Source organism: Micromonospora alfalfae, from assembly GCF_022230925.1.
In the GTDB taxonomy this organism is placed as follows: domain Bacteria; phylum Actinomycetota; class Actinomycetes; order Mycobacteriales; family Micromonosporaceae; genus Micromonospora; species Micromonospora alfalfae.
Window position 1 is genome coordinate 33909 of sequence record NZ_JAKKFH010000036.1, and the last position, 24695, is coordinate 58603.

Genomic DNA, 24695 nt, shown 5'->3' on the forward strand with positions numbered 1-24695 from the left:
CCGGACCGGAGCTGGTGTGAATCCGAGTTGCGTCAGGACCCGTAGCGACCGAGCATCGCCGGGTGGATGCCGTGGTGCAGTGGGTTCGTACCTCGTGGACGAAGCGTTCGCGCGGCGGCGCCGAGGCGACCCGGCGTAACGCCGTACCGGTGTCGTTCGTCCTGCCGGAACGGGCGGCGCCGTTCGTTCAAGAGATCAAGATGTCGGAGGCCGTGGGGTTCGAGCCGCGCGAGGAACTGACACGCCCGCCGTACCGGAGCGACGTGCGCCTCCAACTGGTAGCTGGTCAACTCCAGGTTGAACTGATCGCCGCGGCCTGGGGCGCGCCGCGCCGTCACCGCCGGTCGCCCTCGGTACGACTCGCCCGCGGCGAATGGCTGCGCTGGCACATCAACTACCGCTTCGCCGGGATGAACGGCGGTGCCACGTTCTACCGGTTGGACACCCTCAACCTGGCACATGGCGCAGTCCCGGCCAACACCTTCCTCGGGGAACCGTCTCGGTTCATCGACGAACGCGCGCACATCTGGTAGCTGCCGCCGCCGTGCCCCGTCGTACCATCCGGCGATGATCTCGGAGAGCTTCGATGCGCGTGGTGGGCTGACCTACCGCGCACTCGACGAGCTGGGCTGGGACGCCGAACAGCCCGAGCCCTGGTCCCCGTACGTCTGAGCCGCTGGCAGTACGGGAAAGAGAGAAGCGACACCCTCGGAGGCCCGTTGACATGCGTTTCGAGCGAGTGACAGCGTTGTCATCGACTCATTTCCTCCATTTGAGACGAGGAGCGCACCTTGCTCTATCGGAACTCACCGCGCCGCAGCGCGACAGCAGTCGCCGCAGTCGGCATTCTCATCACGGGGCTGGCGCTGGCTCCGTCCGCGCCGGCCCAGGCCAGCCACCACCGGGGGCAAGACGGAGCCGTACGGTCGGGTGACGCACGTTTCGAGGTGCTGTCCCCGACACTGATCCGCACCGAGTACCAGAAGGACGGCAGGTTCACCGACGCCGCCACGTTCAACGCCATCGGGCGCGACGATTTCCCCCGTACGCGTTTCACCAAGCACGTCGACCACGGCTGGCTCACCATCGACACCGGCGCGATGACATTGCGGTACCGGGTCGGCTCGGGTGCGTTCACCGCCGACAACCTCACCGTGCGGCTCACTGCCGGCAAGCAGACGGTTCAGGGCCAACCCTGGGCCGGTCACACCGCCCCGGCCTGCGCGTTCGGCGCGCTCTGCGAGGCCGAATCGCTGCAGTTGAACGGCCCTGGCGTGGCCACCGACCACCAGGGATTCACCGGACGCGGCTTCGCGGCCGGCTTCGCCTCGTCCGGCGACTCGGTCACGTTCGCGCTCGACGCTCCGGAGGGCGGCACGAAGCAGTTCGCCGTCCGCTACGCCAACAGCACCGGCGGCGACGGCCAGAACGTGGACCGCACCCTGACGATTCAGGTCGACGGCGACGCCGGCCACACGCTGACACTGCCGCCCACCGCTAACTGGGACACCTGGGGCCTGGCCAACGCGCCGGTCGACCTCACCGCCGGCCGGCACGAGATCAGCATCGTGCGGGGTCCCAACGACTCCGGCAACGTGAACGTCGACAGTCTCGCGGTGGTCAACCCGGGTGACTCGTTCCCGGCGCCGACCCCGCCCCAGCCGCAGCCTCTGCGGTTCGGCACGCTGGGAGAGGCCGAGACCGGCGCGCTGACCGGCGGCGCGAGGCCCGCGAACGACCACAACGGCGCATCCGGTACGGGATTCCTGGCCGGCCTGGAGAGCACCAGCTCAGCCGACACGCTGACAGTGACGGATGTTCCGTCCGCCGGTGACTACCAGGTGCAGATCCGCTACGCCAACGGCCGGGCCGGCGCCCAGCCGAGCCAGACGCGCACCATGTCGGTCACGGCGGGAACGGCGGCGCCGGTCACGGCGACCCTTCCGCCGACCAGCGGATGGGACTACTGGAACACCGTTTCCGTCCCGGTCCACCTCAACCGAGGCACCAACACAGTGGTCCTGGGCTGCCCCACGGACGCCAGTTGCAACGTCAACGTCGACACTGTCGCCGTCACGAGCAAGAGCTCCCCGCTGCTCGCCCCGCACGCGCCGCTCGGCGGCTACCGCCGGGGCCTGGACGGCGTGACCGGTTCCGCCCTCACCGCTCCGGGCCTGCTCTACCAGGACGGCTGGTACCTGCTCGACGACTCGGCCTCGGCCCTGAGCACCACCAAGCCGCGGCCCGCCGCCGAGCAGGACGGCTACGTCTTCGCGTACGGGCAGGACTTCACCCGCGCTCTGAAGGACCTGTCGACCCTGACCGGGCCCACGAAACTGCTGCCCAAGTGGGCGTACGGGGTGTGGTACTCCGAGTACTACGACCGCACCGCCACCGAGTTCCAGAACCTGGTGACCCGGGCCAAGACCGAGGGCGTGCCGCTGGACGTGTTGGTCCTCGACACCGACGTCAAGGCTCCGGACAAGTGGAACGGCTGGAGCATCGACCCCACCCGCATCCCCGACCCGAAGGCGTTCTTCGACTGGGCGAAGAAGCAGGGCCTGCACACCGGCATCAACATCCACCCCAGCATCCTCGGCTCGGACCCGAAGTTCGCGCAGGCGCAGGCCACCGCGAAGGGCAAGCTCCAGCGCGTCGGCTGCAACGGCGGTCCCGACTGCTACGCCTTCGACTTCGGCGACCCGGACCAGCTCAAGGCGTACATGCAGCTGCACGACGGGATGATCCCGAAGGGCAGCAAGGGCCCGGACCTGTGGTGGCTGGACTGGTGCTGCGACAACACGAAGTCGTCGCTCGCCGGCGTGACCGGGGACGCGTGGATCAACAAGCAGTACGCCGACAAGACCGGCTTCGCGTTCTCCCGGGCGTACGGCTCCTTGCAGGCCGGCGGATACAGCAGCCCGACCCCGGTGTCCACCGGACCGTGGGCCGACAAGCGCACCACGTTGCACTTCACCGGCGACACCACCTCCGACTGGTCGACACTGCAGATGGAAGTCGGCTACACGCCGGGCGAGTCGGCGGCGACCGGGCTGGCCGCTGTCAGCCACGACATCGGCGGGCACACCGGCGGCCTCCAGGAGCCGGGCACCGAACCGGGCAGCACCAAACTGCCCGACGACCTCTACGCCCGGTGGGTGCAGTTCGGCACGTTCCAGCCCATCGACAGGCTGCACTCCAACCACAGCGACCGGCTGCCCTGGCAGTACGGCCCGGAGGCGAACGCGTCGGCCAAGAAGTTCCTGAACCTGCGCAAGGAACTGCAGCCGTACACCTACGCCGCCGCCAAGGAGGCCACTCGCACGGGTACGCCCATCGTCCGCTCGATGTACCTCGCGTACCCGAACGAGCAGGCCGCGTACGCCACCGCCGGTTCCCAGTACCTCTACGGCCCGGACTACCTGGTAGCACCGGTGACGACCCCCGGCGGCACCGCCACCACGTCGGTGTGGTTCCCGCCGGGCAACACCTGGACCGACATCTTCACCGGGAAGACGTACCGGGGCGGCACCACGCAGAACATCACCACCACGCTGGACACCATGCCGGTGTTCAAGAAGCACTGACGTTTCAGGGATCAAGACGCCGGCCGGGTGGGGGCAACCCCGCCCGGCCGGTTCGTTTCCTGGCTATCGCTGTGGCCGGCGGGCCAGCGACAGCCAGCCGAGGAACCTGGCGTGCATCGCGGCCGGGTTCGGGCGCAGCCCCAGGCCGTACACGTCGTCGATCGCCTCCTGCATCGATGCGGCGAGATAGAACGCCAGCGCGATCGAATGGCCGTAGAACTCGGTCACGAGAGCGAGCTGAGCCGGGCCGCACGGCCAGGGCGCGGCGCAGTTGCGGCACAGCCACGCCGGGCGCATCGGCAGGTGCGGGCGAGGGCGCGCGGTCATCCGACCCGCACCGGATGTCGTCGACGTTTGGCCGGCCTGGTCGGTGTGACGGGCAGGGCCTGCAATCGCACGCCCGTACGCATCACGTACAACTCGCGCTGCGCGACCGCGTCGCCCGCCGCGTTCAGCTCGTAGCCCTCAATCCAGACCCACCCGTGGTACGTGTGCCGCTCGGGCAACTCGCGGATGACGCGCACGAAGATCGGGCGCAGGAACTGCACGCTCGCCGCGGTGGTCAGACAGACCACGTCCCCGGCCTTCATCTTTCCGATCACCACAAACCCCACGGGTACGCGCCCGGCGCGCTGACCGGCTCCGGGATGGGCTTCTCGGGTTTGTCGTCGGGCACGGTCTCCCCCTCTGGTGCCGTTGGGAAGGGGCCGCTCCCGTGAGTGCTCGCCCGTCAGGAGCGGCCCCGCTACGAACGCGACCGCCGGGTTTCGTGGTCCTCACCAGCCGCGCCGCCTGGTGACACTCTGCTGTGGAGGCCACTACGCTCGGAAGGTGCTTCCGGCGTCCGGGCTGACCTGGCCTAACGGGGTCCCGACCTGTGGCACCTCGGGTAGTCGATCTCCGATTTGAGGAGCGTTGTGTGGCTGACGTGCCGAGTCCACTTGCGGACTTCATCGTGAGCGAAATCCGCCGTGCTCGAGGAGCGTCCGGGATGACGCAAGAGTCTTTCGGCCGGGCAGCGGGCTTCAGCGCTTCGCACGTCAGCGCCGTGGAAAGCGGCACCCGAGCACTCACGATGGACTTCATCAAGGGAGCCGACCGGGCGCTGAACAACGGCGGGCTCTTCGAGCGCCTGGCGACGAAGTTCGGCGCACCGTCGTGGTTTCTGCCCTGGCTGGACGCCGAGCGCGAAGCGACACAGCTTCGTTACTTCGAGCCGAACCTGATTCCCGGGCTGCTACAGGTGGAGCACTACGCCCGCACGGTCCTGCGAACAGTCGAAAACCTCACCGATGACGAGGTTGAGCAGCGCGTGCAGGGGCGCATGAGCCGGCAGGCGATCCTGACCGGCGAGCGCCGGCCACAGTTTGTCGCAGTGCTGGACGAAGTCGCGATCCGGCGAACGGGTGATGGTCTGGGCGGGATCATGGCCCAGCAAGTCGCCCACCTGGTCGCGATGGCCGAACTTCCCCACGTTCACGTACACGTCATCCCGATCGCTAGCGGCCTGCACATCGGGCTGTCCGGACCGTTCGCGCTGGCACGGTCCAGCGAGGGCGTCTGGGTGGGACACCTCGAAAACCAGCTTGGCGGGGATGTCATCGACAAGGACGATGAGGTGGCTACGCTTCAGGCAAGGTGGGAGAGCGTCCGGAACGAGGCTCTACCGCGCCGGCAGTCCATTGACCTGCTGAAGGAAGTTGAGAGCCATCATGGACCTCAGTAACGCCCGGTGGCGCAAGTCCACCCGCAGCGGCGCGAGCGGCGGCAACTGCGTCGAGGTGGCAAGCAACCTGCCCGGTGTTGTGGCCGTCCGCGACTCGAAGGACGTCGCCGGACCAGCATTGGCCTTCCCCCCGGCCGCCTGGGACGCGTTCGTCGCCCAGGTCACCAAGCGGCCGTAGCGCCCGCCCCGAGGCGGAGTGGGCGTGGGCACGTTGAACTGGCATGCCCACTTGACACACTGTCGAGATCCCCTATGCAGTTGCTGGACGCCTCACGCACATCGGCTGGCCCGCCAACTGCGGTTTTCGTAGCGGCGGCAGCCACCGCCTCGTCTTGGGCCCACACGACCTTCGAGACTCGGCGGTGGCTGCTGCAATGTCTACGGACAAACGACACCGTCACCGCAGTTCACAACAGACCTCTTCAATGTTGAGCCGCCTCACATTCCCTGACGGGCAGACGGTGGCGTCAGCCGAAGAGGGCGGCGGAGATGTCGGCGTAGAAGAGGGCCGGGTCGCGGGAAAGCGAAGCCTTGACCTTGGCGGTGGGGCTGTCGGCGATCACTTCGAGCTTGCCCGCTTCCAGGCCGTCCAACGCCATGGCGACCACCTCGTGGGGTGGCAGTTTAGGGATGTCGTAGGCGGCCATCATGTCGGTGTCGGCTATCGCCAGGGCCAGCGCGGTGACCTGGGTTTTCTGGTCGGCAAGCTCAAGTCTGATGCCGTTGGTGAGAGACCATTCCGCGGCTTTGGAAGCGGCGTAGCCATTGCTGGCAGGGGCGAAGGTGTACCAGCTCAGCGCTGAGATGACGTTGAGAATGGCACCCCCGCCAAGCCGGGGAGCGAAGGCGCGGACGACGTTCAGGGTGCCCCAGAAGTTGGTGTCGAACTCTCGGCGGATGTTCTCCGTGGAGGGGCCGAGCAGGGGCGCGTCTGTCGAGATGCCAGCGTTGTTGATGAGGATGTCGAGTTCGCCCACCTCGGCCGCCGCGGCCTCGATGGACGTCGGGTCGGTGATGTCCAGTTGGAGAGGGACGACGCCGGGGATGTCGATGCGATCGGGGCGGCGGGCGGTGGCGTAGACGGTGGTGGCACCGCGGGCGACGAGCGCCTCGGCAAAGGCCTTGCCGAGCCCACGGTTGGCACCTGTTACGAGGGCTTTCGTACCGTTGATCTGCATGCCCCCCACGCTAAAACCTCACGTTAACGTCAGAGGCAAATGTTTGCGAGGCGGGTCACTGTGCGGATCGGGGACGCGGCAACCGAGGCACTAGTTACCGACGCCGAGGCTCGACATGAACGCCGCCGGGTAACGGTCACCGCGCGCGGCACCCTTCGGCACGGCCGCCTCGATCTCTTCGAGATCATCGGCCGACAGCTTCACGTCCAGCGCCGGCAACGCCTCGGCCAGCCGCTGCCGGGTACGCGCACCGACCAGCGGAACGATGGACAGGTCCTGCGCCGCCACCCACGCGATCGCCAACTGCGCCACCGTGCACCCCTTCGCGTCGGCGACCCGGCGCAACGCCTCCACCAGGGCGAGGTTGTGCGACGCGTTCTCGGCGGAGAAGCGGGGACTGTGGTTACGCGGATCGTCCGCCCGCCCCGGCACCCAGGTCCCCGAGAGCAGGCCACGGCCCAGCACCCCGTACGCGGTCAGCCCGATGCCCAGCTCCCGCAGCGTGGGCAGCACGTCGGCCTCGACCGCCCGCGACAGCAGCGAATACTCAATCTGAAGATCAGCGATCGGATGTACGGCGTGCGCCCGCCGGACGGTCTCCGCGTCAACCTCGGACAGCCCCACATACCGCACGTAACCGGCGTCGATCATCTCCTTGATCGCGCCGATCGTGTCCTCGATCGGCACCGACCGGTCGAGCCGGGCCGGCCGGTAGATGTCCACGTGGTCGACGCCGAGCCGGGTCAGCGAGTAGCTCAGGAAGTTCCGCACCGAAGCCGGACGGGAGTCCTGACCGGCGAACCGCATGCCCGGCCCCACCTGCTGCCCGAACTTCACACTCAGCAGATAGCTGTCCCGGTCGCGTCCCCGCAACGCCTCCGACAGCAGCAGCTCGTTGTGCCCCATGCCATAGAAGTCACCGGTGTCGACCAGCGTGACCCCCGCGTCCAGCGCGGCCCGTACGGTGGCGATGCTCTCCTCGCGATCGGCCGGGCCGTAGGTGCCCGACATGCTCATCGCCCCCAACCCCACCGCGGAAACCTTGGGGCCCGTGTTGCCCAGAGTGCGTGTCTGCATCGAAACTCTCCCTCATCGGTCGATCTCGGCTCCACCCTGCGCCGCTTTCCGGTCCGCCGGCAGCGGAGCGCTTATCGTGGGAGCGCCGCTCCCTGGCTCGGTGCCCAGTCCCGGCGCAGCATGGGGGCATTGCAGCGTGAGCAGCTCGCCGACTTCCTGCGGCGCCGACGCGAGGCCATCCGCCCCGCCGAGGTCGGCATCGCCGACGGCCCCCGCCGCCGCACCGCCGGCCTGCGCCGCGAGGAGGTCGCCATGCTCGCCGGCATGTCCGTCGACTACGTCATCCGCCTTGAGCAGGGCCGCAGCAGCCAGCCGTCAACCCAGCTGCTCGGTGCCCTGGCCCGGGCCCTGCGGCTGACCGACGACGAGCGAAGCCACCTGTTCCACCTGGCCGGCCACCAGCCGCCGCCCGCCGACGGCATGGCCCGCCTGGCCCGGGCCGGCCTCGTCCGCCTGCTCGACCTGGTGGGCGACACCCCCGCCATGGTCCTGTCCGACCTCGGCGAGGTCCTGGCGCAGAACCGCATGTCGATCCTGCTCACCGGCGACCACACCGGGCTGACCGGCGACCGCCGCTACGTCGCCTACCGCTACTTCACCGACCCGGTCATCCGCGACCTCCACGGCCCCGACGAATGGCAACGGCACGCCCGCCAACAGGTCGCCGACCTGCGCGCGGTGGCCGGCCGGCGGCCCGACGACCCGGCCGTGACCGGCCTGATCGAACGGTTGCGGGCTGCGAGCGACGACTTCCGGCGGCTGTGGGCCGAGCACGAGGTGGCAGTGCGCCGGGCCGACCGCAAGACGTTCATGCACCCGCGCGTGGGCCGCATCACGATGGACTGCGAAACCCTGGTCACCCCCGACCTCGGCCAGCAGCTGCTGGTGCTGACCCCGGCCGACGCCGAGGCCCGGGAGAAGCTTGAGCTGCTGCGCGTGCTGGGGGTCGAGGAGTTCCCGGCCGGTGTGCCTCACTGACCCCTTGTCGCAAACTGCCACCGAGCTACGCGGCCATGCGCTAGTGCCTAGCCATAAATCCGGGTGCACGGCGTCCCAGGCGGCACGGCGGGCGACGGACGACTCGACCTGCACACCGGAGGGCGTCAGGGCGACTCGGCGTCCGTCAGCGGGCAGTCGATGGCGCGCCTGATGCGGGTCTCACACGGGACAGCGGACCTCAGTCGTCAAACTCGAAGCCGTTCGCCTCGGCCGCCGTGACCAGCACGACACCGGCCCGTTGGGTGCGAGCCCAGAGCTCGGCGACGGGATTCCTAACACGGAGCAGGCACCCGCCATCCGCTTTGAGGTAGAAGACCCCTTGGGTAGCGCTATGCCGCAAGGGAGCTTTTCGAGCATTTCGGCGAGCGCGACTTGTCAGCACGACCTGGCCCGCCATCGTGGCTCGAATCATCGGCAGCCCGAGGACGCGGAGCACGGCAATGGGGTCAGACTGTGCTGCCCCTTCGCTAGCCTCTAGGCAGGAATGGGATGCCGTCCCTGCTAGGAGCGATGGACCATCCTCGCCTCGAAGGTTGCATCTCTACGAACCCCCAATTAGGCTGCCAGCCTAGCCAGGCTGCGGAGGGCCTTGTGGACGGGTTCGATGTTGGTCGACTCACAGACTTCGATTTTGAACTGGTCTGCCGAGACTTATTCGAGGACCTTCTCGAAGTCCGGATTGAGATCTTCGCTCAAGGGCGTGACGGGGGCGTAGATCTCAGGCACATCGGCCCCTTGAACGACAGTCAGATCATCATTCAATGCAAGCATTGGTTTAACTCTTCGCGTGCCAAGCTAGTGCAACACATGAAGAGCAAAGAAGCGTTGAAAATTCGGCGACTCAAGCCTCAGCGCTACATACTCGCAACTTCAGTCAGCCTGACGGTAGGGGCGAAGCACGAACTCGCTGAGGCGCTTAAACCGTACCTGGTCGAGTGCGATATTTATGGCCTTGACGAAATTGTTGCTTTACTCAAGGCTAGGCCGGAAATTGTGAAGCGGCATATCCGCCTCTGGCTTGCCAGTACCTCAATCCTGCAAAGCCTCCTCGCGAGTGATGTGTTGACCCGGTCACGAGATCTCATCGAGTCTTTGCCGGAGACGCTGCTCAAATTCTCGCCGAATCCCAGCCTTGACAGAGCGCGCCAAATTCTGGAAGAGCACAAGGCATGCATGATTGTTGGAAACCCTGGGATCGGGAAGTCGACTCTAGCCCGGGTGCTTTGCTCGAACTATGTGGCTGCAGGTTATCAGCTCTACGAAATTTCGGCCGACATTGACGAAGCCAACAAGGTGTGGAGCGACTCTGCTCCTCAAGTATTCTATTATGACGACTTCCTGGGGCAAACCACCTTGGAGGGAAAGCTCCCCAAGAACGAAGACAGACGCCTCGTGTCTCTACTGCGCCGGGTCAATAAGCTGACCAACAAACGCGTCATCATGACGACTCGTGAATACATACTTGAGCAAGCGCGACGCACCTATGAGCAGCTTGCTAGGGAAGACTTCGATCCGATGCAGTGTGTTCTTGATCTGAGCGACTACAAAGAGCGAGTCCGGGCAGGCATTCTCTACAACCATGTCTACTTTTCAAATGTTTCGTCAGCCGTAAAAGCTAGCTTCGCCACACCCGCTGCATACCGACCAATCATTGAACACCGCAGCTTCAACCCTCGAACAATCGAGGATACCCTTCGGAACATATCGCGCGAGACTTACTTTTCTCCGCAAGATGCACCAATCATGCTGCTGAACAACCTTAACGACCCCGATCGAGTGTGGGGGCCTATATATTATGACCAACTCGACGCTCCCGCCAGAGACCTCATGGAGGCATTGTTTCTCCTTCGCAGGGAAGTTCGCTACCTCGACCTATTCGGCGCCTGGGCAAGCCTGCGCGCCACCCGGGAATCGGATGCCAGCCAACGCACATTCCAGCAAGCGGTGCGCCTGCTGCGCGGGACGATGATCATTACCATTGGACAGCAATATCCGACGACTTTTCAAAATCCGTCTGTTGCGGACTTTATGCGCCACCATCTCAGCAACAACCCCGCTAAGGTATTGGAAATAATCGAAAGCGCCACCCACTTCGAGCAGCTAGAGAAACTGTGGGAGCTGGCGTCCAAGCACCCAGATCGACTCCTTTTAAGCACTCTCCAGAGCAACTGCGACAAGTTCGCGCAGTCACTTACCTGGACTCTCTTCCTGCCTGAGCAGCAGGTCCCGGCCGACCGGTACCGCTGCGACTTGACGCATAGAGTGAGCGTATGTCTTCAAATAGCGAACGAGTTGGAACTCCGCGGACTCGCCGAATACGTAGCAGATGTTATCGGCGATGGCGACTTTATCGAAGCCGCAGCAAGTTTGGCAGACGCCGTCGAAGTAATCTCTCAATGCCGCGCGTCGCAATTCAGCGAGCTGCAGAGGTTGGCACCCCCTCTTGCGACCGAAACTGTCGAGGCGATAATGCTCGACTTGACCGAGTGGCGTCGCACGGACTTAGCCGTCGAACTTCTAGAGCGTTTGGGTGACCTAGCCCCGCCAGAAGCGCTCGAAGAGGCCGCAGGCGCACGCCACACGATTGCACAGAGCGTTATCCGCGAGTTCCTGGAAAGCGGCATGGGAGCAACACCTGCGGAGGGTCCAGATGTGTTTTATGAAGTCCTTGACTACGCTCACTCGCATGAAGAGTCGGTCTCAACACAGCTAGACGAAGTTCACGAGTCTCTTATGTTGACGGAAATGCTATCTGAGCAAGAGCTGTCGGGGCAATTGTCCCCAGAATACATAGAGGTAGATGAGGTCAGCATCGGCGACATGTTCGCTCTGCTAGCCGAACAGATTACCGAATAGGTCTTTCATTGCTCAAGCACCGCGCTCCGCGCGGTGCGGCCGCAAGGCCGGCGGTGAGCCACCGACAGGTCCGGGAAGCGCTCATGAAGCGAGGCGACGGCATGCCGCAGGCAGTACTCAAGACTGTGGCCGTCGACCCTGATCACGGCACCATCGAGCCGCTGGCCTGAGATCACCACGGTCCAGGGCTTACGCTCCCGCTCCCCGTCAATCTTGACCAGCCCGACCAGACCCATCTCCCCCAGATGCTCCAGCAGCTCCGGCACGCACTCGTCCCACCTCATCCACAAATGGGACCACCAAGACCGCTGCGGAAGCCAGCGGGTCGGTCTGGTCGTGCGTCGGGGCTTCCGGCTGCCGCGCCGGTCCAACCCCGGGACTGGCTTGCCACCGGGTCGCGGCACCAGCTCCACCGCCAGGACGTGACCCTCCCCCATAGCGGCCGGCCCGGTCCAGAACCACCGAGCCCCGGCCCGGAGAGGCCCCAAAACGGCACAGCCCGCGCGATCCGAGAAGAGACCCGACTGATCCAGCACTCAGGCCGTCTCCAGGCCGTCTCAGGCCGTGGCCAGGCCGTCAAACGCCACCCAACGATGACCAAGGTCAACCGGCACCTAATACACGGCTAGCTCAGAGCCTTGATCAGGTCTCTGAGCTGGTGGGCGACGGACGAGTCGACCTGTACGCCGGATTCTGTGCGCGGCGCGTACCCCGAGGGGTTTGCGCCGGCGGCGGCCATCCATCTCGGCCTGCCGTTGCCGGCAGGCTCCAGCGGCCTACCCGCAGACATCGGGCGGGCAGCCCTCAAGCGTCTGCGCCGGGTCGTCATCTTGCGGTGACGGCCCTTGCTTGGCCTTGCTCCGGGTGGGGTTTACCGAGCCACCCCGGTCACCCGGGGTGCTGGTGGGCTCTTACCCCACCGTTTCACCCTTACCGTCCCCGTTGGGGTCGGCGGTCTGTTTTCTGTGGCACTGTCCCGCGGGTCGCCCCGGGTTGCCGTTAACAACCACCCTGCCCTGTGGAGTCCGGACGTTCCTCGGCGGCGGGCCGAAGCCCGCCGACGCGGCCGCCCGGTCGACTCGTCCGTCGCGCTCTCATCCTAACGACGAGCGTGCTGCCGGTATTGCCGCCCCGCCTGGGCAAGATCGCGCAGCTCACGAACGGTCCGGCGAATCCGTCCCGTGAGGCGGCGGCTAGCCTCGTGGGGCTATGGATCTCTCCCACGCCGCGCTGCTGCTCGCCGCCGGTCTCGCCGCTGGCACTGTCAACGCGGTGGCCGGTGGCGGTTCGTTGATCACCTTTCCGGCGATGATCGCGATCGGGTTGCCTCCGGTGCCGGCGAATGTCAGCAACTCCGTCGCCGTCTTCCCCGGGTACCTGGCCAGCGTGGCGGGCAGCCGGCAGGATCTGCCGCGTCCCCGCGCGCTGGCCACGCTGGTGCCTACCACCATTGTGGGCACGATCCTCGGGGCGTTGCTGCTGCTGGCCACTCCGGCCCGCGCGTTCGAGCTGGTCGTACCGTTTCTGGTCCTCGGCGCGACAGCGGTCCTGGCCTTCCAGGACCCGCTGCGCCGCCTGGTCGGTCACCCCCGGGACCTGACGCCACGCCGGCGGACGGTAACGGTGCAGACGATGGTTGCGCTCGGTGCGGTGTACGGCGGTTACTTCGGTGCGGCCCTCGGGGTGATGCTGGTTGCCGGGCTGGCCCTGGTGCTGGACGCGACACTGGCCCGGGTGAGCGCGATCAAGAATCTGCTCTCGGCGGTGGTCGGGTTGACCACGCTGGTGGTGTTCGCCCTGTTCGGCCCGTTGAACTGGGCGGCCGTCGCGGTGGTCGCGCCGGCCACCCTGATTGGGGGGTACGCGGGCGCCCGGCTCGTCCGCCGGCTGCCGCCGGTGGTGCTCAAGACGCTGATCGTGGTGTTCGGCACGACGATCGGCCTCTACCTGCTCTGGCGCGCCCTGAACTGACCCGGTCGACCGACGGTCAGTACGTCTCGCCGACAGGCTCGTGCTCGGTGTCGGCGGCGGCGCGGTTCCAGCGGGACCAGAGCACCCGCTCGCCGTAGCCGGCGGCCATCAGGTGAGCGAAGGCCAGGTAGACGAGCACGCCGACGGCGAGCACCCCGAAGCCGACCCAGAACGGCAGCGACAGCGACTGCTCGGCGAGCTTGCCGGAGATGATCGGGGCCGGCGCGGCGGCACCCCAGCGGACCAGGTTGAACGCTCCGGTGGCGACGCGCCGGTCGCTGGAGCCGAGGCCGAGCGCCAGGTCGGTGAGGTTGGCGTTGGCCAGCCCCATGCAGAGTCCGGCGAGCACCAGCACCACGAGCGCCTCGGCGGTGCTGGTGGAGGTGGCGAAGAGGACCATGCAGACCAGCAGCCCGGCGATGGCCACGCCGACGGTCTGCACCGCGCCGATGCGGTGGGCCAGCCGGTGACCGATCACCATGATGCCGGCGGCCAGGCCGAGACCCCAGCCGGTGAACGCGAGCCCCAGCGGGATGACGTCCAGGCCGAGGAAGAGCGGCGTGTAGCCGAGCACCACGAAGAACACGAAGTTGTACGCGGCGGTGACCACGCAGAGGGCGATGAACGCCGGTCGGCGGTAGGTGGCGAAGATCTGGCCGACGCGTACCGGGGCCTGCCGGTTGGTGGGCTCGCGGAGTTTGCGGGAGGCCACGCCGAGGGCGAGGACCATGAAGACGCCGCAGACGAAGAACGGCAGCCGCCAGCTGACCTGGCCGAGCAGGCCGCCGATGAGCGGTCCGACGGCGAAGCCGAGACCGAGGGCGGTTTCGAAGAGGCCCACCACCCATTCCCGGTCGACGGCCAGGTTGACAAGCACCACCATTGCGGTGGCGAAGAACATCGCGTTGCCCAGCCCCCAGACGCCGCGCAGCACGGAGAGCTGCACGATGTTGTCGCTGAACGAGGCGAGGATCGCGGCGAGGCCGACAACTGAGACGCCGGTGATGAGCACCGGCTTGAAGCCGAACCGGCCGCTGGCCAGCGTCGCCGGGATCATGCCGAGGGCCATGACCGCGATGTACGCGGTGAACAGCAGCTCGACCTGCCAGGCGGTGACCCCGATCGCCTCGCCGATGGCGGGCAGGATCGGGTCGACGACGGCGATGCCGGCGATGGCGAGGAAGGCCACCAGTGTGGTGGCGTAGATGGCACTGCGGTTCGGTTCTGAACGCCGATCCACTCCGACTCCCCAGATAGCTGTATCGTACAGGTATTTATTCTGTATCATACAGCTATGAGCGACGACAGTGACAAGAGCACCCTCGGCCAGATCGAGACCGAGGTGGCCCTGCTGATGCGCTTCGGCGAGGCCACTCGGCGGGCCACCGGCACGGCCGAGCACCGGGTGCTGGACCGCGCGGCGTACGTCATCCTGCGCCACCTGGCCGACGTCGGCCCGCAGAACGTCTCGGCGCTCGCCGCCCGACTCAACCTGGACGGCTCGACAGTCACCCGACAGGTCTCCGCGCTTCAGCGGGACGGCCTGATCACCCGCACCCCGGACCCGTCCGACGGCCGCGGCACTGTCATCTCCCCCACCCCGGCCGGTCTCCAGCGGATGGCCGCCGTCCAGGCCGCCCGCACCCGGCTCTACGGCGACATGCTGGCCGACTGGAGCCCCGAGGATCGGACCACGCTGGCCGCCCTACTGACCCGCCTCAACCAGGCCCTGGTGAACCGCAACCGCTCCCGCTGACCCCGCGTCGGGGTGTCGTGGCCTGGCTCACCGCGCCGTCCAGCCGCGCGAAGAAGCCCTTCCACCGCCAAGATCGCGCAAGATCCTGGTTGTAGTGGCATCCCGCGCGGTCCGACACCACTACAACAACGATCGAGCACGATCTTGCGGCGAACCCGCCGGGATTCAGGACAACGTTCGCCGCGCCCAGGTGCGGAAGTCGGTGGTCGGTAGGCCGAGGGCGCGGGTCATCTCCGGACGGGCGGGGCTTCCGTTCTCGTTGATCTGCTCGACCGCCTTGACCATGGCGGGCAGCAGGCCGCGCTCGACGGCCTCCTGCGGGGTGAGCACGGGCGCGGTGATCGCCCGACCGGTGACCTCACTCAGGATGGCGGCGACCTCGGTCATGGTGAGCAGGTCGCCGGCGAGTTCGACGTCCAGGCCGTCGAGCTTCCCCGGGTTCGTGAATGCGATCGCCGCCGCTTCGCCGATGTCGTCGACGGCGACCCACGGCATGCGCGTGTCTTCGGCGAAGCCGGTGATGATCGTGCCACTGGACCAGTCGCCGAAGAGGTAGGACCACCCGACCAGGTTCTCCATGAAGGTCGAAGGCTTCAGGAGCGTCCAGTGCGCGAAGCCACCCGAGCGCACCAGCTCGTCAATTGCCGCCTTACTCTCCCAGTAGTGCCTGTCCCACCGGCCTTCGGCCCAGCCGGGCTGGTTGCGGTGAAAGTCGCCGGCACCCGAGACGCTGCTGTGCACGAACTGCGACACGCCGGCCCGGCGCGCCGCCTCGACGACGTTACGGCCGCGGATCACTTCGGCGTCGCCCTGCATGTCCGTCACATCGGGATACGGGATGGAGAAGACGCCGTCCATCCCGTCCGCCGCGGCGAGCAGCGAGTCGGCGTCGTCCAGGTTGCCAGTGACCAGTTCGGCGCCCCGCTCCCGCAGAGCCTGGGCGCTGTCAGTGCCGGGATCGCGGACCAGGGCGCGGACCGGGACGCCACGGTCGAGCAGCGCTCGGGCCGTTGCCCCGCCCTGCTTACCCGTCGCGCCGATGACGAGAACAGCCACGATGCCTCCTGAGAAACAAATGGGGTGGCCCCCCACTTTTCGTCGGCTACGATACGGGGGACCACCCCATTTCTGCAAGGCGGGCCATGAGAGCGGACGCGCAGCGCAACTACGACCTCATCGTCACGGCGGCGTCCGAGGCGATCGCCCGCGACGGCGCGTACGCCTCGCTGGAGGAGATCGCCCGATCCGCCGGGGTCGGTTCGGCGACCCTGCACCGGCACTTCCCCACCCGGTGGTCGCTGCTCCAGGCGGTCTTCGGCGGATGTGTCCGCAACCTGGCGGCGCGCGCCGGAGATCTACTCGCCGCGCCGGACGCGCTCGACGCGCTGACGACCTGGCTGCACGAGGTGACCGCGTACGCCACGACAACCCGCGGCCTCGCGGACTCGCTCCTGAACGAGCCCGCCCAGGAGTCCGACACCTGCGGCGCGACGCTCGTCGCCGCCGGTGAACCACTGCTACGCCGAGCCGTCGACGAGGGTTCGGTACGGCCCGACATCACCATGGCCGACCTGATGATCCTCGCCAACGGCATCTCACTCGCGGCGCAACCGATGGGCGCCGCCAAGGCGGAACAACTGCTGACCCTCGCCCTCCAGGGGATCGGGTCAGCGGACCGGCGCGAGTCGGTCGACAAGGGCTCGTGAAGCCCAGGCTTGGTCGATCATGGAGTTGTGGTGGGGGACGACTGCCGTGAACAGCCATCAACCAGGCACCACAACTCCATGATCGACGCGAAAACCCGCGCGGGTCCTCAGGTCAGGCGACCGGTTCGCGGGCCGGGTCGGCGTCGCGGTCGGGGCCCGGGGTGATCCGGGGGTCGCCCTCGTCGGCGAAGTAGTCGTCCGGCTCGGTGCCGTCGACTCCTTCCTCGACCTTCGCGGCCCGCAGCGCGAGCGTCACCAGAGCCGCCACGGCCAGGTTGACCGCCACCGCCACGATGCCGACGTAGATCGTCTTGGTGGTGTCGAACCCGAACTCCGACAGCGGGAACGCCGAGCCGCCGAAGTGCTTCCGGGTCGGGCTGGCCACCTGGTAGAGCATCCACATGCCCAACCCCATGCCGGCCACCCAGCCGACGATCAGGCCCGTGCGGTGGAACCAGCGGGTGTAGAGGCCCAGCGCCACCGCTGGCAGCGTCTGAAGGATGATCACGCCACCGATCAGCTGGAGATCGATGGAGAACTGCGGGTCGAGGAAAACGATGCAGGCCACCGCGCCGACCTTCACCACCAGCGAGGTGATCTTCGAGACGTTCGCCTCCTGGGCCGGGGAGGCGTCCCGCTTCAGGTACTCCTTGTAGATGTTGCGGGTGAACAGGTTCGCCGCCGCGATCGACATGATCGCCGCGGGCACCAGCGCGCCGATGCCGATCGCCGCGTACGCGACACCGGCGAACCAGTCCGGGAACTGCTGGTCGAACAGCACCGGCACGACAGTGTTGTTGTCGACCGTGCCCTCCTTGGTGCCGGGCAGCGGCTTCACCCCGGACGCGATGGCCATATAGCCGAGCAGCGCGATCAATCCGAGGATCAGGCTGTACGCGGGCAGTGCCGACATGTTCCGCTTGATCACGTCCCGGTTCCGGCTGGCCAGGACGCCGGTGATGCTGTGCGGGTAGAGGAACAGCGCCAGCGCCGAGCCGAACGCCAGGGTGACGTACTGAAGCTGGTTGTTGGCGTTGAGCAGGATCCCGTCGTTCGGGTTCTGCGCTGTGGCCTGGAACTTCGCCTCGGCGGCGTCGAAGATGCTGCCCCAGCCGCCCAGCTTCTGCGGTAGCCAGATCACCGCGACCAGGATCACCACGTAGATCAGGCTGTCCTTGACGAACGCGATCAGCGCGGGCGCGCGCAGCCCCGACTGGTACGTGTACGCCGCCAGGATCGCGAACGCGATGATGATCGGCAGGTGCCGGGCCAGGGCGCTCTCGCCGGTCACCCCCATCGTCTTGAGCACCGCCTCAATTCCGACGAGCTGCAACGCGATGTACGGCATGGTGGCGACGATGCCGGTGACCGCGACGAGCAGCGCCAGCACCGGCGAGTCGAACCGGCTGCGGACGAAGTCGGCCGGCGTGACGAACCCGTGCCGGTGCGACACCGACCAGAGCCGCACCAGCACCAGGAAGACCAGCGGGTAGATGACGATGGTGTACGGAACCGCGAAGAAGCCCATGGCGCCCGCGCCGAACACCAGCGCCGGCACCGCCACGAAGGTGTACGCGGTGTAGAGGTCGCCGCCGATCAGGAACCAGGTGATCCAGCCGCCGAAGCTGCGCCCGCCCAGTCCCCACTCGTCCAGGTGCGCCATGTCCTTCGGCGCCCGCCACCGGGCGGCCACGAAGCCCATCACGCTGACCAGGAGGAACAGCACGGAAAAGACGATGATCTCGGTGAGATGGTCGCGCCACATCAGCGGCCTCCCCGCTTCTTCGTCATCTGGTAGACCAATGTGGTGGTGCCGACGCCGAGCAGGATGAAGGCCAGTTGCAGCCAGTAGAAGCGCGGGAAGCCGAAGACCCGGGGCGAGTCGCCATTGAAGAACGCCGGGATCAGCGGCACCACGATGGGGATGAAGAGCAACCAGTTCCAGGGGCTGTGGTCCTTCGCCCTGGTCGGCACCGTGGGCGGCGCCTCCGGTTCGGGTGCAGCCATCTGACACACCTCCGGGGAGTCGTGGCTTCCGATGTAACGGCCGGAGGCTACGACTCTGTGACGGCGGTCACCTGACCCGTCCGGAGGGTGCTGCGCCGAACGGCCGGTCGGCTGCGCCGAACGGCGCGGCCGACCGGCCGGGAGTAAATCGGCTCAGAGAGTGGCGAGGTGGGCGGTGTCGTTGACGGTGCGCACTGCCACGCCGCCGTCCGACCACATGTCGAGCACCGAGATGCCTGCCGCGTCCAGGAAGAGCCGGTGCAGGAAACCGTCGCCGGCCGCGAGGGCGTCGCGCAGCACCAGCTTGATCGGCGAGACGTGCGAGACGGCCACCACTGTCTCACCGGGGTACGCGGTCAGCAGCCCGCTGATGACGCGGTGCGCGCGTTCGGCGACCTGGGTGAACGACTCCCCGCCGGGCGGCGCGATCCGGGGTGAGGCGAGCCAGGCGTCCATCTCCCCCGGCCACTGCTCGCGCACCTCGGCGAAGGTGTGCCCCTCCCACTGGCCGAAGTCGCACTCGATCAGGTCGTCCTCGGTGCGGACCGGCACGTCACCGAGCGCCCCGGCGATCGACGCCGCGGTGGCCGTACACCGGGACAACGGTGAGCTGAGCACTGCCGCGACGGACGGGGCCAGCTCGGCCACCCGGACGCCGGTGGCGCGGGCCTGGGCCCGGCCGCGCTCCGAGAGCGGAACGTCGCCGCGCCCGGAGTAGCGCCGCTGCTCGGTGTACGCGGTCTCGCCGTGGCGGACCAGGATCAGCCGGGTGGCGGTGAAGGTCGGCCGTGGCTCCCAGGAGGCCGGCGCGGTCGCCGGATCGCTGCCGACGATCGGGGTGGCGGGCGTCGTCGAGGGCTGGCCGCCGGCCGGCGTTGGCGCCGGGCGGCCGGGGGCCGCTGTCGCCGACGGCCGACCCGCGGCGGCGTCCATGGCGGCGTTGGCGAGGGCGTCGGCGTGCCTGTTCTGCTCGCGCGGAATCCAACTGAACCGGACCGCTGCGAACCGGCCCACCAGCGCGGCGGCCTGGGCGGCGAGGGGCCGCAGGCCGGGGTGCTTGATCTGCCACCGGCCGCACATCTGCTCGACCACCAGCTTGGAGTCCATCCGGACGTCCACCTCGGCGGCGCCCAGCTCGGCGGCGGCGGTCAACCCGGCGATCAGGCCCTGGTACTCGGCGACGTTGTTGGTGGCCGTGCCGAGCGACTCGGAGCGCTCGGCGAGCACCTCGCCGGTCTCCGGGTCGCGGACCACCGCGCCGTAGCCGGCGGGGCCGGGGTTGCCCCGGGACCCACCGTCGGCCTCCATGGAGACCACGCGCGGCGCCACGACCTACAGACCCGACTCGTTGGTGCGGACCATGATCCGTCGGCAGTCCTCGCAGCGGACCACGTCGTCGGGGGCGGCCTTGCGGATCCGGGCCAGGTCGGCGCCGGACAGGTCCAGGCGGCACCCGCCGCAGCGACCCCCGGTGAGCAGCGCGGCACCCAACCCGGTGTCCTCGCGGATCTTGTCGTAGAGGTTGACCAGATCGCTGGGGAGGTCGGCGGCGAGCGGCTGACGGGCGCCCCGCTTGAACTCCTCATCCTTGGCGATCTCGGCCAGCGCTTCGTCGCGGCGCTGCTCGGTCGCGGCCCGCTTGTCCCGGGTCTCGGCCAGCCGCTGCTCCACACCGTCCAGTACGCCCTGCGCGGTTTCCCGCTGCTCCATCAGCTCCAGCTCGGCGTCCTCCAGGTCGCCCTGGCGGCGCTTGAGCGAGACCAGCTCGTGCTGGAGCGCCTCCAGCTCACGGGCCGGGCCGGTGCCGGCGGCCAGCCGGTTCTCGTCCTTCTCCTTGCGGGCCCGGACCTGCTCGACGTCCTTCTCCAACCGGGCGATGTCCCGGTCCAGGTCGTCCACCGCCACCTGGGCGCGGACCCGCTCGTCCTCCATCGACGACAGCTCCCGGGCCAGCGACTCCAGCTCGGCCCGCTCGGGAAGCGAACGCCTGCGGTGGGCGAGTTGGGCGAGGTTGGTGTCGATCGCCTGGAGGTCGAGCAGGCGGCGCTGCACCTGAGGGTCAGCCTTCACGGTCGGGCTCCTTGTCGTCCACAGCGGGTGCGGCGGGTGCGGCGGCGTGCACGGTCCACGGGTCGGTGTCCAGGTCGGACACCAGCGTCTCGACGTCCAGCGCCTCCCGGAGGAAAGCGGCCAGGTCGTCCAGCCACGGTCGTTCGGTCGCCCAGTGGGCGGCGTCGATCAGGGCGGGACCATCGGCGGCGAGGTGCTCGCCGGCCGGGTGGTGCCGCAGGTCGGCGGTGAGGAACGCGTCCACCCCGGCGGCGGTCGCGGCGCCGAGGAAGCTGTCCCCCGACCCGCCGCTGACGGCGAGGGTACGAACCATACGCCCGGGATCCCCCGCCGCGCGAACTCCCCAGGACGTGACGGGGAGCACCGCCGCCGCGTGCCGGGTCAGCTCGGCGAGGGTCATCGGCTGGGGCAGTTCGCCGATCCGGCCGAAACCCCTGTCGTCGCCGTGAGCGGGCGAGCCGGGCGCGGGTCGTTGCAGTGGGCGCAGACCGCTGAGCCCGAAGCGGGCGGCGAGGGCGTCGGAGACGCCCGGGGAGGCCACGTCGGCGTTGGTGTGCGCCGCGTAGAGCGCCACCCCGGCCCGGATCAACTGGTGGATGATCCGCCCCTTGAAGGTCGTCGCGGCGACCGAGGACACCCCGCGCAGCAGCAGCGGGTGATGCGCGACGATCATGTCCGCGTCGGCGGCGAGGGCTTCCTCGACAGTCTCGGGCACCACGTCGACCACGCAGAGCACCCGGCGGACCGGGGCGGCCGGCTCACCGAGCACCAGGCCCACCCGGTCCCACTCCTCCGCCCAGACCGGCGGAAAGCGCCGTTCCAGCGCGGCCACCACGTCGCTGACTGTGGGGGCGGATCCGCTTGTGCTCACGGCGGGCCAGCTTACCGGCGTCGGGGCCGCCGGGCGGTGACACCCGGCCCGGCCGCGTCGGGTGGAAGATCTTCCGGACGCGCTAGACGGCGCTCCAGGAGACGGTCTGCAGTGCGGCCAGCGGCATCGCCCAGGGGAAGGCGTGCAGGTGCTGTTCCCCCGTTCCGGGCGGATGCAGAGCGATGACATCGTCGCCGAAGAGCACAGTGACGCCCCACTCGGCCAACCGGGCCACCCCGGCACGAAACGCCGGGTGGCAGGCCATCGCCGCGTTTGTGTACGGCACCGCCACGATGGGGACGCCCTTGCCCTGGGCCTCGACCAACAGCCCGAGCGCCAGCGTGTCGGTGATCCCGGCGGCCCACTTGTTGACGGTGTTGACGGTGGCCGGGCAGACGATCATGGCGTCGGCGGGTGGCAGCACGTCCGGGTCACCGGGGTTCTTGTAGTGCGTCCGCACCGGGTGGCCGGTCTGCCGGATCAGGGCCGACTGGTCGACGAACTTCGCGCCGTCCGGCGTGGTGACCACGCAGACGTCCCAACCGTCGCGTTGGGCGAGGTCGACCAGACGACCGACGTGCCGAGCCAGCGGCGAACCGCAGGCGATGACGTAGAGCACCTCGCGGTGCCCGCTGTTGCGCGCTGCACCGGCCATCAGACCGGCTCCGCGCTCATACCCCTACTCCCATGTGCTCAGCCAACTCCGCTACCGGAGAAGGCGGCGCACCACGTGTGCGACGGAGGATGTCGGACATCACCTCGTGCGCGATCGGCCGGCAGCGGATCTCCGACGGGGCGAGCCGATCACCGAGCAGCAGCATCTCGCCGGCGTTCGCCACGTCGCCTATCTGGGCGTACCCGCGGGCGATGTCGAGCAGGTGGTGCGCGCGGCGCTCGGGCAGCAGCGCGTTGAAGGAGGGCTCCGCGATGCGCAGCTGGTGCACCTCCACGGCCCGCCCCCCGTCGCCCAGCTCCACGGCGGCGGCGGCCCGGTGCAGCTCCACATTTGTCGGGCCGAACGACGTCCAGTAGTGGTTGTAGTCGCCGCCGAGCAGAGTGGCGGCCTCCTGCGCGCAGTTGATCAGGTCGTCGACGCTGGCCGAGTCACCGATGCGGGACGCGGCCATCGCCCCCTGGAGCAGCAGCATCCCGTAGACGGAGAGCCGGGCCGGCGAGACCTCGTTGCTGCCACCCGGCGCCAGCCGGTTGGCGATCTGGACGTTCAGCTCCAGCGCGGGGCGGGCCCGGCCCATCGCGACCAGGGCGTTGCACACCCGGGTGGTGGCGATCCCGGCGAGCAGCGGGTCGTCGGCCCGCTGGGCCACCGCCATCGACCGGTCGGCGGCCAACCAGGCGAGCTCGCACTCGCCGAGCTTGCGCAGCACCGAGGAGGCGATCTGGTAGACCTGACCGAGCAGGTGGGCCGCCTCGGCGGCCTGCTCACCGCCGTAGGCGGCGTCGGCCGCCTGGGCGTCGCGCAGCAGCTTCGGCAGCGCCCGGGTGAGCATCCCGTAGCGGCCGTACTGGTAGGTGAGCCAGGCGTGGTTGACGGCCTTGCGCATGTCGTCCATCGGTGGCGGGTACGGCGCCGCGTCGAAGTACGCGCTCATCGAGTCGTAGCGTTCCAGCGCCGCCCGGATCTCCTGCACCTCGACCTGGTCGATGCAGTTGAGGGCGTCGGCGCGCCGCTCCGGATCCTTACCCATCAGCAGTTGGACGTCCATCTGGAGGATGTCGGCGATCTCGTAGAGGACGGAGAACTTGTCCAACCGTCGGACGCCGCGTTCGACCTTGTCCACCCAGCTCTTGGACTTGCCCAGCCGGTCCGCGAAGACCTGCTGCGACATCTTGCGTCGCCCCCGCCAGTAGGCAACTCGCCGTCCTATGGGTAGCTCGTCCATCTCCCCATCCTCCCCTGCCACCGACAACCAATCGAGTCGGGGCGATGTCCGCGGGTGCGGCGACTGCCATTCGTTTTCAGGTTTTCGCTGGTCGCACAGGATGTACGTCAGCCGTACAGGTAGTCCTCGTACTTTTCGTGCAAGTTGCACGGGCCGTTCGTCAACCTCAACGATCGTGGGTTACGGCAGTGACGGTGCTCGACATGCGACCTGGCGAACGCCGGGCCCGACGAGAGGAGTTGGCACACATGTGGGGGAATGTCGTACCGCGCGTTGCCGAACTGTCGCCGCTGGAACGGGTCCGGCTGCGCCGGGTCGCCATCCGGTACGCGGTACACGGCTGGGAGGTCACCCCGGGTGCCTGTCTGGCCCGCAGCCGCTTCGTCTGCGGGCGGGCCGGCTGCCCCACGGTGGGCTGCCACCCCGCCCTGGAGAACTGGGAACTGGCCGCCAGCGCCGACCCGGCCCGGGTGGCCACCTGGTGGCGGAGCCGACCGCACGGGGTGCTGCTGCCCACCGGCCGGGCCTTCGACGTGCTGGAGGTGCCCGCCCACCTCGGCCGGCACGTGCTCGACGCGGTCCAGATCCACCCGGCCGGCACCGGCGTACGCGGACCGGTGCTGGTCACGCCCACCGGACGGTGGATGTTCCTGGTCCGCCCCGGCGACCCGCTCCGACCGGAGTTGGAGCACTGCTTCCACGTGGTCCGGCACGGGCCGGGCTCGTGGATCCCCGCGCCGCCCACCCGGTTGCCGGAGGGCACGGTCCGCTGGGCGGTCGCCCCGGAACAGGCACGTTGGCAGCTTCCGGATTCGTACCTCGTGCAGAACACGTTGATCGGGGCGCTGCGCGCCGCCGGGGTGACGCTCGCCCCCGACCTGCTCCCCGGTCACCTGCCGCTGCCCCGTCGAGGCATGTGAAACCGGCCCGGTCGACGATTCGATCCGGTGCCCGACAGCGTCGCCGAGGCGTCGGTCCTCGTTGACAGGG

At 68.3% G+C, this 24695-nt stretch carries 24 protein-coding genes and 1 other RNA gene; 10 read left to right on the top strand and 15 right to left on the bottom strand.

The features are described from left to right. Nucleotides 1-62: 62 nt before the first annotated feature. Together MED01_RS27625 and MED01_RS27630 are read left to right on the top strand one after the other, a co-directional pair. Nucleotides 63-533, top strand: coding sequence for a hypothetical protein (locus MED01_RS27625; RefSeq protein WP_238671446.1), 471 nt, complete (start codon nucleotides 63-65; stop codon nucleotides 531-533). A gap of 258 nt (nucleotides 534-791) precedes the next feature. Further along, entirely contained in the window at nucleotides 792-3587 is a 2796-nt protein-coding gene (locus MED01_RS27630; protein WP_238671447.1) for a TIM-barrel domain-containing protein, read from the top strand. 63 nt (nucleotides 3588-3650) lie between these two features. Here MED01_RS27630 and MED01_RS27635 read toward each other — a convergent pair whose 3' ends face one another. Together MED01_RS27635 and MED01_RS27640 are read right to left on the bottom strand one after the other, a co-directional pair. Beyond that, nucleotides 3651-3914 carry a hypothetical protein gene (locus tag MED01_RS27635; RefSeq protein ID WP_238671448.1) on the bottom strand — a complete coding sequence of 88 codons (264 nt, stop codon included), beginning with the start codon at nucleotides 3912-3914 and terminating at the stop codon, nucleotides 3651-3653. Beyond that, a complete protein-coding gene (locus MED01_RS27640; RefSeq protein WP_238671485.1) occupies nucleotides 3911-4177 on the bottom strand; it encodes a hypothetical protein in 267 nt (88 codons plus the stop codon). The genes MED01_RS27635 and MED01_RS27640 overlap by 4 nt, the downstream gene beginning before the upstream one ends. Nucleotides 4178-4506: 329 nt before the next feature. Here MED01_RS27640 and MED01_RS27645 point away from each other — a divergent pair, with 329 nt between their 5' ends. Both MED01_RS27645 and MED01_RS27650 read left to right on the top strand, forming a co-directional pair. Next, a complete protein-coding gene (locus MED01_RS27645; protein WP_238671449.1) occupies nucleotides 4507-5313 on the top strand; it encodes a helix-turn-helix domain-containing protein in 807 nt (268 codons plus the stop codon). Further along, on the top strand, nucleotides 5300-5491 hold the full coding sequence (locus MED01_RS27650) for a DUF397 domain-containing protein (protein ID WP_238671450.1): 192 nt from the start codon (nucleotides 5300-5302) through the stop codon (nucleotides 5489-5491). The genes MED01_RS27645 and MED01_RS27650 overlap by 14 nt, the downstream gene beginning before the upstream one ends. Nucleotides 5492-5780: 289 nt before the next feature. On the opposite strand, the gene MED01_RS27655 is transcribed toward MED01_RS27650, so the two are convergent. After that, a complete protein-coding gene (locus MED01_RS27655; protein ID WP_238671451.1) occupies nucleotides 5781-6491 on the bottom strand; it encodes an SDR family oxidoreductase in 711 nt (236 codons plus the stop codon). A 90-nt stretch (nucleotides 6492-6581) separates the two neighbouring features. Beyond that, a complete protein-coding gene (locus MED01_RS27660; protein WP_238671452.1) occupies nucleotides 6582-7568 on the bottom strand; it encodes an aldo/keto reductase in 987 nt (328 codons plus the stop codon). 129 nt (nucleotides 7569-7697) lie between these two features. Between MED01_RS27660 and MED01_RS27665 the strand changes: the two genes are divergently transcribed. Then, nucleotides 7698-8546, top strand: a complete 849-nt coding sequence (locus tag MED01_RS27665) for a helix-turn-helix transcriptional regulator (RefSeq protein ID WP_238671453.1) — start codon at nucleotides 7698-7700, stop codon at nucleotides 8544-8546. Between the two features lie 612 nt (nucleotides 8547-9158). Then, complete coding sequence (locus tag MED01_RS27670) at nucleotides 9159-11423, top strand: nSTAND3 domain-containing NTPase (protein ID WP_238671454.1); 2265 nt, start codon at nucleotides 9159-9161, stop codon at nucleotides 11421-11423. A gap of 5 nt (nucleotides 11424-11428) precedes the next feature. Here the strand turns inward: MED01_RS27670 and MED01_RS27675 are convergent, their stop codons facing one another. Beyond that, complete coding sequence (locus MED01_RS27675) at nucleotides 11429-11689, bottom strand: hypothetical protein (protein WP_238671455.1); 261 nt, start codon at nucleotides 11687-11689, stop codon at nucleotides 11429-11431. A 400-nt stretch (nucleotides 11690-12089) separates the two neighbouring features. Beyond that, nucleotides 12090-12505: RNase P RNA component class A (gene rnpB, locus MED01_RS27680), an RNA gene on the bottom strand. 127 nt (nucleotides 12506-12632) lie between these two features. Here rnpB and MED01_RS27685 point away from each other — a divergent pair. Beyond that, complete coding sequence (locus MED01_RS27685; RefSeq protein WP_238671456.1) at nucleotides 12633-13394, top strand: sulfite exporter TauE/SafE family protein; 762 nt, start codon at nucleotides 12633-12635, stop codon at nucleotides 13392-13394. Between the two features lie 16 nt (nucleotides 13395-13410). Here the strand turns inward: MED01_RS27685 and MED01_RS27690 are convergent, their stop codons facing one another. Next, complete coding sequence (locus MED01_RS27690) at nucleotides 13411-14634, bottom strand: MFS transporter (RefSeq protein WP_238671457.1); 1224 nt, start codon at nucleotides 14632-14634, stop codon at nucleotides 13411-13413. Between the two features lie 54 nt (nucleotides 14635-14688). Between MED01_RS27690 and MED01_RS27695 the strand changes: the two genes are divergently transcribed. After that, on the top strand, nucleotides 14689-15150 hold the full coding sequence (locus MED01_RS27695; RefSeq protein WP_238671458.1) for a MarR family winged helix-turn-helix transcriptional regulator: 462 nt from the start codon (nucleotides 14689-14691) through the stop codon (nucleotides 15148-15150). Nucleotides 15151-15315: 165 nt separating this feature from the next. Here the strand turns inward: MED01_RS27695 and MED01_RS27700 are convergent, their stop codons facing one another. Further along, nucleotides 15316-16206, bottom strand: coding sequence for an NmrA/HSCARG family protein (locus MED01_RS27700; protein WP_238671459.1), 891 nt, complete (start codon nucleotides 16204-16206; stop codon nucleotides 15316-15318). 86 nt (nucleotides 16207-16292) lie between these two features. Between MED01_RS27700 and MED01_RS27705 the strand changes: the two genes are divergently transcribed. Beyond that, the gene (locus tag MED01_RS27705; protein ID WP_238671460.1) at nucleotides 16293-16856 is read left to right on the top strand and encodes a TetR/AcrR family transcriptional regulator; all 564 of its coding nucleotides are present in this window, start codon (nucleotides 16293-16295) and stop codon (nucleotides 16854-16856) included. A gap of 112 nt (nucleotides 16857-16968) precedes the next feature. On the opposite strand, the gene mctP is transcribed toward MED01_RS27705, so the two are convergent. The 7 genes from mctP to MED01_RS27740 form a co-directional block, all read right to left on the bottom strand. Next, nucleotides 16969-18621 (bottom strand): monocarboxylate uptake permease MctP, encoded by a 1653-nt coding sequence (gene mctP / locus MED01_RS27710; RefSeq protein ID WP_238671461.1) that lies wholly within the window; start codon nucleotides 18619-18621, stop codon nucleotides 16969-16971. Beyond that, the gene (locus MED01_RS27715; RefSeq protein WP_238671462.1) at nucleotides 18621-18863 is read right to left on the bottom strand and encodes a DUF3311 domain-containing protein; all 243 of its coding nucleotides are present in this window, start codon (nucleotides 18861-18863) and stop codon (nucleotides 18621-18623) included. The genes mctP and MED01_RS27715 overlap by 1 nt, the downstream gene beginning before the upstream one ends. Nucleotides 18864-19016: 153 nt before the next feature. Continuing rightward, entirely contained in the window at nucleotides 19017-20192 is a 1176-nt protein-coding gene (locus MED01_RS27720) for a bifunctional RNase H/acid phosphatase (protein ID WP_238671463.1), read from the bottom strand. Between the two features lie 3 nt (nucleotides 20193-20195). After that, a complete protein-coding gene (locus MED01_RS27725) occupies nucleotides 20196-20933 on the bottom strand; it encodes a zinc ribbon domain-containing protein (RefSeq protein WP_238671464.1) in 738 nt (245 codons plus the stop codon). Then, the gene (locus MED01_RS27730) at nucleotides 20923-21768 is read right to left on the bottom strand and encodes a Nif3-like dinuclear metal center hexameric protein (RefSeq protein WP_372493733.1); all 846 of its coding nucleotides are present in this window, start codon (nucleotides 21766-21768) and stop codon (nucleotides 20923-20925) included. The genes MED01_RS27725 and MED01_RS27730 overlap by 11 nt, the downstream gene beginning before the upstream one ends. A 118-nt stretch (nucleotides 21769-21886) precedes the next feature. Then, the gene (locus MED01_RS27735) at nucleotides 21887-22459 is read right to left on the bottom strand and encodes a flavoprotein (protein WP_238671466.1); all 573 of its coding nucleotides are present in this window, start codon (nucleotides 22457-22459) and stop codon (nucleotides 21887-21889) included. A gap of 16 nt (nucleotides 22460-22475) precedes the next feature. Beyond that, complete coding sequence (locus MED01_RS27740; protein WP_238671467.1) at nucleotides 22476-23705, bottom strand: helix-turn-helix domain-containing protein; 1230 nt, start codon at nucleotides 23703-23705, stop codon at nucleotides 22476-22478. 248 nt (nucleotides 23706-23953) lie between these two features. Between MED01_RS27740 and MED01_RS27745 the strand changes: the two genes are divergently transcribed. After that, complete coding sequence (locus tag MED01_RS27745) at nucleotides 23954-24625, top strand: bifunctional DNA primase/polymerase (protein ID WP_091409390.1); 672 nt, start codon at nucleotides 23954-23956, stop codon at nucleotides 24623-24625. The last annotated feature ends 70 nt before the right edge of the window (nucleotides 24626-24695 follow it).